Below are 10286 nucleotides of genomic sequence, written 5' to 3' on the forward strand. Positions count from 1 at the left end.
CTCCAGTACCGTCAGGTCAACTGAGGCTTACCTTAGTAAGGCGATACTAAGAGTGTCCAGCGGCGAAAAAGGTGACAAGAGCGTCGTTGACCACGTCCGGGCGCTCCAGATATCCGTAGTGCCCGGCGTCCGCGATTTCCAGGTACCGCGCGGACGGGATCGCGTCGGCGACCTCGCGCGCGAGGTACGCGGGCAGGCGGAGGTCGTCGGCGAACCCGATGACCAGGCAGGGGACGTCGATCGCGCGGTAGGCGTCCAGGCGGCTCTCGGTGATGTCGAGGTCCAGCTGCGCGCGCAGGCCGGGCGTCCACAGGGTCGGCGACATCTCGAAGATGTCCAGCCAGTCCGCGACCGCCGCGTCGTCGTTCAGCGTGCGGGGTGAGAGATTCTGCACTGCCCGCGTGACGGCCTCGTACTTCGCGGGCAGCGCGATCTCGCTGTCCCGCAACTCCTTCTCCGCCGCGCCCATCGCCGCGCGCATCGCGTCCGGACGGCCGCGGGTGGCCATCAGCACGGCCTGGCTGACCAGTTCGGGGCGCGCGAGCATCAGCTCGGTGACCACCTGCGCACCCATCGACGTGCCGACCAGGCGGCACGGGCCGAGGCCGAGGTGCTCGATCAGGCCCGCGGTGTCGGCGACCAGGTCGTCGATCGTGAAACCCGGCTCGGCGGGTGAGATCCCGCGGTTGTCGAAGGTGATCGCGCGGTAGCCGGCGTCGACGAGCGCGGGCACCTGGTGCAGGTGCCACACCCGGCCGTTCGCCGCGGTGCCCATCACCAGCACCACCGGATCGCCCGAGCCGAGGTCGTCGTAGTTGATCTTCATGCCGTTGACGTCGGCGAGTGGCATGGTTCTCCTTGCAGGCTGGCCCGGCGCAGTCCGGGCATGGTCACCGCGACCAGGCAGACGCCGAGCACGCACACGATCCCGCCGGCCACGATTCCGCCCGCCGGACCGAGCAGCCGCGCGGCCAGGCCCGCTTCGGCGTTGCCGACGGCCGGGCCCGTCGTGGCCTGCGCGAGCCACAGGCTGCTGACCCGGCCCTGCAGGTGGTCGGGCGTGTGGTGCTGCAGCAGCGCGCGGCGCAGGATCTCCGAGGTCGTGTCGCCGACGCCCGCGATCGCCAGGAACAACAACCCCAGCCACAGCTCGCCGGACAGGCCGAACGCCGTGACCCCCAAGCCCCACAACAGGACCGACCCGATCAACGCGCGGCCGCTGTGCCGGATCCGGCCGGTCCAGCCGCTGACCAGCGCGCCGACGAACGCGCCGACGGCGGGTGCGGTGTAGAGCAGGCCGACCGCGGACGGGCCGCCGCCGAAGACTTCCGTGCCCATCTGCGGGAAGAGCGCGTACGGCATCGCGAAGAGCATGGCCCAGAGGTCGATCACGAGCAGCCCGCGTACGACCGCGTTGTGCCGCAGGAAGCGGAAACCCTCGGCGATCGCGTGGAACGGGTGCTGGTGGTCCTCGTCCGGCTTGCCTGCCCGCAGCTCGGGCAGCCGCCACATGAGCAGGACCGCGGCGACGTAGCCGAGCGCGTCGATCGCGAAGCACGCGGCGACGCCGGGACCGGCCGCGATCACACCGGCGACCGTCGGGCCGACCATCGCGCCGAACTGGCTGGTGACCGTGATCAGGGCGCCGGCCGCGGTCAGGTGTTCCGGCTTGACCAGCGACGGGATCGCCGCCATCAGCGCCGATCCGCCGAGACCGTTGATCGCGCCGGCGAGGATCGCGGCGACGTAGACGAACCACAGCATCGGGTGCGGGATCGCGGCGTTGACCGCCAGCCCGCCGAGCACGACCGCGACGACCGCCCGCGTGGTGAGGATGAGGCGGCGCCGGTCGACCCGGTCGGCCATCACCCCGCCCGCGAGCAACCCGCCCAGCAACGCGATGCCGAACACCAGACTGACCAGTCCGACCTGGACCGACGACCCGGTCACCTGGTAGACGTGCAGGTTGATGGCGACGTTGGTGAGCGCCGTCGTCAGCACGGTGAGTGTCTGCGCGGCGAAGACGAGCCGGTACGCGGATGCGCTCCGTAGCGGCGTGACGTCGATGACCATTTCCCCGAGCCGCACGAGCACCTTCCCTTCGTAACGTCGGCTAGCCTAACCTAAGTTCGCGCGATCGAGGGAGCTGACGATGTTGCACGGCTGTGTGCCCTGGCCCGAGGAACTGGCGGCGAAGTACCGCGCCGAAGGCTACTGGACCGGACAGTCGCTCGACGTCCTGCTGACCGAGGGCGCCGCGGCGCACGGCGACCGGGTCGCGCTCGTCGCCGCCGATGGCGCGCGCTGGACCCACGCCGAACTCGACGCGTGGGCCTCGCGCCTGGCGGCCGGGCTGGTGTCGGCGGGGCTGCGGCCCGGCGAGCGCGTCGTGGTGCAGCTGCCGAACGTGCCCGAGTTCGTGGCTCTGTTCTTCGCTTTCCTGCGTGCCGGGGTGCTGCCGGTGCTGGCGCTGCCCGCGCACCGGGAGAGCGAGATCGTGCCGCTGTGCGAGCTGAGCGAAGCGGTCGCGTACGTGGTCGCGGACACCGACGACGCCGGGTACGACTACCGCGAGCTGGCGCGGACAGTGCAGAAGGCGGTGCCGTCGGTGCGGCAGGTGTTCGTGGTCGGCGAGCCCGCGGAGTTCCAGCCGCTGCCGACCGCCGCGCCGGTCCCGTTGCCTTCGCCAGATCCTTCCGACGTGGCGTTGTTCCTGCTCTCCGGCGGGACGACCGGCACGCCCAAGCTGATCCCGCGGACGCACCAGGACTACCTCTACAACGCGCGGGCGAGCGCTTCGGTGTCCGGGTTCTCGGCGGACACGCGGTACCTGGTGGCGTTGCCCGCGGCGCACAACTTCGCGCTGGCTTCGCCGGGCCTGCTCGGCGCGATGGCCGCCGGTGGCACGGTCGTGCTGGCGCCGGATCCCAGTGCGGACACGGCGTTCGAGCTGATCGAGCGGGAGCGCGTCACGGTGGCCGCGGTGGTGCCGCCGGTCGCACTGTTGTGGATGGACGCGACCGAGTTCATGGATGAGGACCTGTCCAGCCTGCAATTGCTCCAAGTGGGTGGCGCGAAGTTCAACGCGGAGCCCGCTTCGCGGGTGCGGTCGACGCTCGGCTGCGATCTGCAGCAGGTCTTCGGGATGGCCGAGGGACTGCTGAACTTCACCCGGCTGGACGATCCGGACGAGCTGAAGATCACCACGCAGGGCCGCCCGCTGTGCCCGGCGGACGAAGTGCTCGTGGTCGACGAGGAGGGCGACCCGGTGGCACCCGGCGAAAGCGGCGAGCTGCTGACCCGCGGGCCGTACACGCTGCGTGGCTACTACCGGGCGGAGCAGCACAACGCGCGCTCGTTCACGCCCGACGGGTTCTACCGCAGCGGGGATGTGGTGCGTGCGCTGCCGTCCGGACACCTGGTCGTCGAGGGGCGGATCAAGGACCAGATCAACCGCGGTGGCGAGAAGATCCCGGCCGAGGAGCTGGAGAACCACCTGCTGGCGCACCCGGCCGTGCACGACGCCGCGGTGGTCGGGATGCCGGACGAGGTGATGGGCGAGCGGACGTGCGCGTTCCTGGTGGTGCGCGGGGAGGCGCCGACCTTGCGCGAGGTGACGGCCTTCCTGAGGGAGCGAGGCGTGGCGGCGTACAAGCTGCCCGACCGGCTGGAGGTGCTGGACAGCTTCCCGCTGACGAAGGTCGGGAAGGTGTCGAAGGCCGCGCTCGCCAAGCGGATAGCCGGGTGAGCGCTGGCGATCGGGGCGCCGAGGTTGACTCGTGCCAGGTGAGCGCTGGCGTTCGCGGTGCCGAGGTTGGCCCGCGCCGGGTGAGCACGGGCGAACGCGGTGTCGCGGTTGACCCGCGCCGCGTGAGCACCGGCAATCGCGGCGCCGACGCCCACCCACGCCGGCTGACCACCGCCGACAGCGGTACCGACGGCGGCACGCGCCTGGTGGGAACCAACAGCCGCGGCACCCACGCCGACCCACACCCGGTGAGCACCGGCAATCGCGGTGCTGGGGTCCGGCCGCGCCGGATCACCAGCGCCGCCCACGCCAACCCCCACCGCACCAGCACCAGCAGCCACGCCGCCCACGCCGACCCACACCCGGCAAGCACCGGCAATCGCGGCGCCGGGGTCCGGCCGCGCCGGATCACCAGCGCCGCCCACGCCAGCCCCCACCGCACCAGCACCAGCAGCCGCCGCACCCACGCCGACCCAGACCACGTCAGCACCAGCAGCCGCGCCAACACCGGCCCCCGCCGGGTCCGCACCAGCAGCTGCGGCGCCGGCCCACGCCGCGTGAGCGCCGGCCGCCACAAGCACTTTGCCCGCCCCGCACCTGGAGAACACCCGTGAGCACCGGTGGATCCACCCGAGCCGCCTCCCGGGCGACGCCCCGTCAAGCGCCTGCCCCGCGCCTGGCGGCGCCGTCCCGGGCGGCCGGCCTGGTCGTCGCGCTGGTGGTCCTCGTGGCGATCGCGTTGCTGAGCATCGCGGTCGGCGCGCGGTCCATTCCACTCGGGACGGTCGTCGACGCGTTGTTCCACCGCGACGGCTCCGATTCGTCCTATGTGGTCTGGTCGATCCGGGTGCCGCGGACGTTGATCGGCATCGCGGTCGGCGCGTCGCTCGGCGTGGCGGGGGCGCTGATGCAGGCGCTGACCCGCAACCCCCTCGCCGACCCGGGGCTGCTGGGCATCAACGCGGGCGCGGCGACGGCGGCCGCGTTGTCCGTTGGCGTGCTCGGCGTGACCGACCTGCGGGCGTTCGTCTGGTTCGCGTTCCTGGGCGCGGCCGTCGCGGGTTTCGTGTTGTACGTGATCGCCGGCCGGGGCGGCACGTCACCGGTGCGGCTCGCGCTCGCCGGGACCGCGGTGTCGGCCGCGCTGACCGGTCTGACCCAGGCGATGACGCTGCTCGACACCCAGACGCTGGACCAGATGCGGTTCTGGACGGTCGGTTCGCTGGAGCGCGCCGACGGCGGCACCCTGGTGCGGGTGCTGCCGTTCCTGGCGGTCGGCGTGGTGCTCGCGTTGTTCCTGGCTCGGCCGCTGAACGCGCTCGCCCTCGGCGACGAGGCCGGCAAGTCACTGGGCGCCCACCTCGGCCGGACACGCGGACTGACCCTCCTGGCTGTCACGCTGCTGGCCGGCGCCGCGACGGCGGCGGTGGGGCCGCTGGTGTTCGTCGGGCTGGCGGTGCCGCACATGGTCCGCGCGATCACCGGGCCGGACCAGCGTTGGGTGCTGCCCTACTGCGCCCTGCTGGCCCCGGCGCTGCTGTTGCTGGCCGACGTGCTGGGACGGGTGATCGCCAAGGAGGAGATCGACGTCGGGGTGGTGACCGCCCTGCTCGGGGCGCCGCTGTTCATCGCACTGGTGCGCCGCACGAAGGCGGCCCGCTCATGACGAAGACACTCACCAGGACCCGCACGGCAGCACGCCGCTCGGTGCTCGTCTGCGTCGGGCTCGCGGTCGCGATCCTCGGCTTCGGGGTGCTCGCCCTGGGCACCGGGTCGATCTCCGTCGCGCCGCTCGACGTCGTCCGCACCCTGCTCGGCAACGGCAGCCGCATCACGAACTTCGCCGTGCTCGACCTCCGGCTGCCCCGGGTGCTCATCGCGCTGGCCGTCGGCGCCGCGCTCGGCATGAGCGGCGCCGTGTTCCAGAGCCTGTCCCGCAACCCGCTCGGCAGCCCCGACATCATCGGCTTCAACTACGGCGCCACCACCGGCGGCCTGCTGGTCATCCTGCTCTCCGGCGGCGGCACCCTGGCCGTCTCCGGCGGCGCGCTCGCCGGCGGGCTGGTCACCGCCATCGCCGTGTACGTCCTCGCCTGGCAGCGCGGCGTCCGCGGCTCCCGGCTGGTCCTGGTCGGCATCGGCATCAGCGCGATCCTCCAGGCGATCAACTTCTACCTGATCGTCAACGCCCAGATCGCCGACGTCGCCCGCGCGACCGTCTGGCTCACCGGCAGCCTCAACAACCTCGGCTGGACCCAGTTCTGGCCGCTGGTGATCGCCCTGGTCGTGTTGATCCCGCTGCTGCTCGCGGGCGCCCGCCGCCTCGACATGCTCGAGATGGGCGACGACGCCGCGGCCGCGCTCGGCGTGCGGGTCGAGCGCAGCCGCGTGTACCTGCTGATCGTCGGCACCGCGGCGTGCGCCATCGCGACCGCCGCCGCCGGGCCGATCGCCTTCGTGTCCCTCACCGCGCCCCAGCTGGCGAAACGGCTCACCCGGGCCGCCGGGGCGGGCATCCTCCCGGCCGCGTGGATGGGCGCGTTGCTGGTGCTGGTCGCGGACTTCGCCGCCCAGCGGGTCGCCGGGGCGTCGACGCTCCCGGTGGGCGTGGCGACCGCCGCACTCGGTGGCGCCTACCTCGGCTGGCTCCTCTGGCGCCGCCGCTGAACGCGCGACGGCCCCGGGCGCCGCCCGGGGCCGTCGAAAACCAGCTCAGGCTCGCACCACGAACGGCGCCACCGAGCCCAGCTTCTCGCACGTCTCCTCGAACTCACGTTCCGGCGTGGAGTCCGCGACGATCCCCGCGCCCGCGCGCAGCCACGCCTGCGCGCCCTCCTGGTACACCGCCCGCAGCACCAGCGCCGCGTCCAGTGATCCGTCCTCGGAAAGCGCTATCACCGCGCCGCTGTACAACCCGCGCGGGTCGTCCATCCGGGAGATCGCGTCGAGCGACTCGCGCTTGGGAATGCCGGACGCCGTCACCGCCGGGAACACCGCCTCCAGCGCGTCCCACGCCGACCGGCCGTCCGCGAGGTCCCCGTTCACCAGCGAAGCCAGGTGCTGCACGCTGCCCCGCTCCTTGATGCCCATGAAATCCCCGACCCGCACCGATTCCGGCACGCACACCCGCCGCATCTCCTCCTGCGCGGTCCGCACGGACACGGCGTGCTCGAACACCTCCTTGGGGTCCGATTCGAGCTCGGCCCGCGCGGCCGCGTCCGCCTCGCTGCCCCGCCCGAACGCACGCGTCCCGGCCAGCGGCTGCGTCGTGACCCGCCCGCTCCCGTCGACCGACACGACGATCTCCGGGCTGAACCCGGCCGCCTCGGCGCCGTTCAACCGCAACAGGAACGACCGGGCGGGGGTGTTGCCGCGCCGCCCCAGTTCGTAGGTCGCGACCAGGTCCGCCGGGAACGGGATCCGCACGACCCGCGACAGGATCACCTTCTGGTACTGCCCCTGCCGGATCTCCTTGACCGCCTGGGCGACCCGCTCGCGGTAGCTCTCGCCGCCCGCGCGGACGTCCACCTCGGCGGCACGTGGCGTGTCGGCCTCGATGGACGCTTCGAGGATCTCCCGCACCCGTGCGCGCTCCCCCGCGTCGACACCGCGGATGCGGACCGACTGCCCGTCCAGCCGCACCTCGGTGCGCGGCACGATCACCCGCACCACCTCACCGGGCGGCGGCACGGCGCCGCGCAGCCCGAGCCCCGGCACCAGCCCGGCGAACGAGAAGTGCACGCGACCGTAGGCGTTCCACCCCGTCACCGGCAGCTCCGCGAGCGCCGACCGCATCGCCTCGCCCGGCGACCCGGTCCACGCACGATCGGTCACCTCGTCGCCGTACGAGATGCGCACTCGCTCGGCGTCGAGCGACACCGTCGCGAGGGCACCGCCGGCGAACGTCCACACGCCGTCGCGTTCGTAGACGACGTAGTCGTCGAACCCGGCGCGCGCCAGTCTGGTCACAAGGCTAAGTGGCTCAGCCACTGAGCCGGTTTCCTCGACGTCGTACTCGGTCACGCCCACTCCTCGGCTTTCACACCACTGACCGCGTACTCGGCAGGCCAGTCCAACGACGGTTCCCTGCGGTCGAGGATCGAGCGCAGGATTTCGCCGACCCGCACCGCGGTGTTCGAGAGCAGGGACGAGGTGATGCCGTGCGAGTGCTCGGTCCCGCCCTGCAGGTAGAGCCCGGCCTTCACGTCCGGGGTGACGAGCCGGTAGTCGCGCTCGATCCGCAGGCGGCCGTGCTCGTCGCGGCGGCACTTGGCGGCCAGCTCGCCGAGCAGCGACGTCGGATCGGCCGGACGGTATCCGGTGGAGTAGACGACGAGGTCCGCGTCCAGCACGGTCTTCTCGCCGGTGGTCAGGGATTCGATCGCCATCCGGACGCCGGACTCGGTTTCGGTGACGTCGATGGGGCGGCACGCGTTGAAGATCCGCAGCCGCTGGACGCCCTGCACCTTCTCGCGGTAGACGCGGCGGTACAGGTCGTCGATGAGGTCGAGGTCGACGGCCGAGTAGTTGGTGTTGCCGTGGTAGTCCATCAGGCGGCGCTTGACGTCCTCCGGCGCGGTGTAGAACGCGTCGACCGCTTCCGGGTCGAAGATCCGGTTCGCGAACGAGCTGTCGTCCGACGGGCTGTAGCCGTAGCGGGCGAACACCGAGCACACCTCGGCGCGCGGGAACTTGTCGTGCAGGAACGCGGTGACCTCCGCGGCGCTCTGCCCGGCGCCGACGACGATGCACCGCTCGGGGTCGGACACCTTGTCGATGCGGTGCAGCAGCTGGTGGTTGTGCCAGATCCGGTCACTGACCGTGACACCCTCCGGGAGGTTGGGCCGCAGCCCGGTGCCGAACACGACGTTGCGGGCGCGCAGCACCTGCCCGTCCGTGGTCCGCACGTCGAACAACGATTCCTCGCCCGGAACCGGCGTGATCCCGGCGACCTCGCGGTCGTAGGAGACGAGGTCATCGACCTTCGCCGCCGACCACTCCAGGTAGTCGTGGAACTCGATCCGCAGCGGGAAGAGGTTCTTGTGGTTGATGAAGTCGACGAGGCGCCCCTGACTGTGCAGGTAGGACAGGAAGCTGAACTCGCTGGCCGGATTGCGCATGGTGACGAGGTCCTTGAGGAACGACACCTGCATCGTGGCGTTGTCCAGCAACATCCCCCGGTGCCAGCCGAACCGCGGCTGACGCTCGAGGAAGTGCGCGGTGACCGCCTCCCCGCCGCCGGCGTTGTGCTCGGTGACGGCGATCGCCAGTGCGAGATTCGAAGGGCCGAAGCCGACCCCGACCAGGTCGTAGACCGGAACTTCCTGCGGTTCTGGCATGCCCGTCCTATCCGTAGATGTACAACCGAGGCAACCCTAACCTAAGTTAGGGGAGGCTTAACTACTACATTCGGGCGTGATGTTGATCCCGGAACGAGGAGGACCGATGCGGGTCGCGATGTTCGGCTACCAGACGTGGGGGCACCGCACGCTGCGTGCACTGCTGGACGCCGGTCACGAGGTGGTGCTCGTCGTGACACACCCGAAGAGCGACCACGCCTACGAAAAGATCTGGTCCGACTCGGTCGCGGATCTCGCCAGGCAGAACGGTGTTCCGGTGATCGAACGCAACCGCCCCGACAACGACGTGACGGCCGCGCTCAAGGAGGCCGGCCCGGAGATCATCGTCGCGAACAACTGGCGCACCTGGCTGCCGCCGGAAATCTTCAACCTGCCGCCCCGGGGCACCCTCAACGTGCACGATTCGCTGTTGCCCGCATACGCCGGTTTCTCGCCGTTGATCTGGGCGCTGATCAACGGGGAGAAGGAGGTGGGCGTGACCGCGCACATGATGAACGACGAGCTGGACGCGGGCGACATCATCCTGCAACGATCCGTCGAGGTCGGCCCTCGTGACACGGTGACGGACCTGTTCCACCGCACGGTGGACCTCATCGAACCGGTCGTCTCGGAAGCCCTGGCGAAGCTCGAATCAGGAAATTACGAGCCGGTACCCCAGGACCTTTCCAAGGCGAGCTTCTTCCACAAGCGGTCCATCGAGGACAGTCGCATCGACTGGACCTGGCCTGCCGAGGACATCGACCGCCTGGTCCGCGCCCAGTCCGACCCGTACCCGAACGCCTTCACCACCCACAAGGGACAGACCATCCGGATCACCAAGGCGTCCGTCTCGAAGGGACGGTACGGCGGCACACCCGGCCGGATCTTCATCCCCGAAGGCGACGGAGTGGTGATCGTCGCCGGCGCGGATGCCAGGTTCGGCAAGAACCACGGCCTGGTCATCGAACAGGTCCGCCTGGAAGACGGCACAGAGCTGGCGGCCACCGAGTACTTCACGAAGATGGGCGGCTACCTAGGCCGCTGAAAGCGGCGGTTGTCTTTGAACCCAACGAAGCTGGGTGGTCATCCCGTCGCCTGACACCGGCGCGATCACCTTGAGCCAGGGCCGCAACCCTCGCTGGGTCCGGCAGCCGAACATGCCAACCTTGCGGCCCTGGCTCAAGGTGATATGCACAAAC

9 protein-coding genes are annotated in these 10286 nt (G+C 71.0%); 5 read left to right on the plus strand and 4 right to left on the minus strand.

Annotated features, from left to right (window positions below):
* Positions 1–46: 46 nt before the first annotated feature.
* Positions 47–850, minus strand: coding sequence for an alpha/beta fold hydrolase (locus L2C96_RS25685; RefSeq protein WP_237338080.1), 804 nt, complete (start codon positions 848–850; stop codon positions 47–49).
* Positions 823–2088 (minus strand): enterobactin transporter EntS, encoded by a 1266-nt coding sequence (gene entS / locus L2C96_RS25690; RefSeq protein ID WP_237338081.1) that lies wholly within the window; start codon positions 2086–2088, stop codon positions 823–825. Before entS ends, L2C96_RS25685 begins: the two co-directional genes overlap by 28 nt.
* Positions 2089–2152: 64 nt before the next feature.
* Between entS and L2C96_RS25695 the strand changes: the two genes are divergently transcribed.
* The 4 genes from L2C96_RS25695 (at position 2153) to L2C96_RS25710 (ending at position 6415) form a co-directional block, all read left to right on the plus strand.
* Positions 2153–3748, plus strand: coding sequence for a (2,3-dihydroxybenzoyl)adenylate synthase (locus L2C96_RS25695; protein WP_237338082.1), 1596 nt, complete (start codon positions 2153–2155; stop codon positions 3746–3748).
* An 80-nt stretch (positions 3749–3828) separates the two neighbouring features.
* Entirely contained in the window at positions 3829–4362 is a 534-nt protein-coding gene (locus L2C96_RS25700; RefSeq protein ID WP_237338083.1) for a hypothetical protein, read from the plus strand.
* The gene (locus L2C96_RS25705) at positions 4359–5414 is read left to right on the plus strand and encodes a FecCD family ABC transporter permease (protein ID WP_372491266.1); all 1056 of its coding nucleotides are present in this window, start codon (positions 4359–4361) and stop codon (positions 5412–5414) included. Before L2C96_RS25700 ends, L2C96_RS25705 begins: the two co-directional genes overlap by 4 nt.
* Positions 5411–6415 carry a FecCD family ABC transporter permease gene (locus L2C96_RS25710; RefSeq protein WP_237338084.1) on the plus strand — a complete coding sequence of 335 codons (1005 nt, stop codon included), beginning with the start codon at positions 5411–5413 and terminating at the stop codon, positions 6413–6415. Before L2C96_RS25705 ends, L2C96_RS25710 begins: the two co-directional genes overlap by 4 nt.
* Before the next feature lie 45 nt (positions 6416–6460).
* On the opposite strand, the gene L2C96_RS25715 is transcribed toward L2C96_RS25710, so the two are convergent.
* Both L2C96_RS25715 and L2C96_RS25720 read right to left on the minus strand, forming a co-directional pair.
* Positions 6461–7717, minus strand: a complete 1257-nt coding sequence (locus L2C96_RS25715; RefSeq protein ID WP_237338085.1) for a salicylate synthase — start codon at positions 7715–7717, stop codon at positions 6461–6463.
* A gap of 50 nt (positions 7718–7767) precedes the next feature.
* On the minus strand, positions 7768–9087 hold the full coding sequence (locus L2C96_RS25720) for a lysine N(6)-hydroxylase/L-ornithine N(5)-oxygenase family protein (RefSeq protein WP_237338086.1): 1320 nt from the start codon (positions 9085–9087) through the stop codon (positions 7768–7770).
* Between the two features lie 106 nt (positions 9088–9193).
* Between L2C96_RS25720 and L2C96_RS25725 the strand changes: the two genes are divergently transcribed.
* Positions 9194–10132 (plus strand): methionyl-tRNA formyltransferase, encoded by a 939-nt coding sequence (locus L2C96_RS25725; protein ID WP_237338087.1) that lies wholly within the window; start codon positions 9194–9196, stop codon positions 10130–10132.
* The last annotated feature ends 154 nt before the right edge of the window (positions 10133–10286 follow it).

This window comes from Amycolatopsis tucumanensis (assembly GCF_021654135.1).
Lineage (GTDB): Bacteria > Actinomycetota > Actinomycetes > Mycobacteriales > Pseudonocardiaceae > Amycolatopsis_E > Amycolatopsis_E tucumanensis.

What these genes read in the sequence shown, in the direction of transcription:
- L2C96_RS25725 (WP_237338087.1), top strand. Translation starts at nt 9,194, where the DNA reads ATGCGGGTCGCGATGTTCGGCTACCAGACGTGGGGGCACCGCACGCTG.
- L2C96_RS25685 (WP_237338080.1), bottom strand. Translation starts at nt 850, where the DNA reads ATGCCACTCGCCGACGTCAACGGCATGAAGATCAACTACGACGACCTC.
- L2C96_RS25710 (WP_237338084.1), top strand. Translation starts at nt 5,411, where the DNA reads ATGACGAAGACACTCACCAGGACCCGCACGGCAGCACGCCGCTCGGTG.
- L2C96_RS25695 (WP_237338082.1), top strand. Translation starts at nt 2,153, where the DNA reads ATGTTGCACGGCTGTGTGCCCTGGCCCGAGGAACTGGCGGCGAAGTAC.
- L2C96_RS25720 (WP_237338086.1), bottom strand. Translation starts at nt 9,087, where the DNA reads ATGCCAGAACCGCAGGAAGTTCCGGTCTACGACCTGGTCGGGGTCGGC.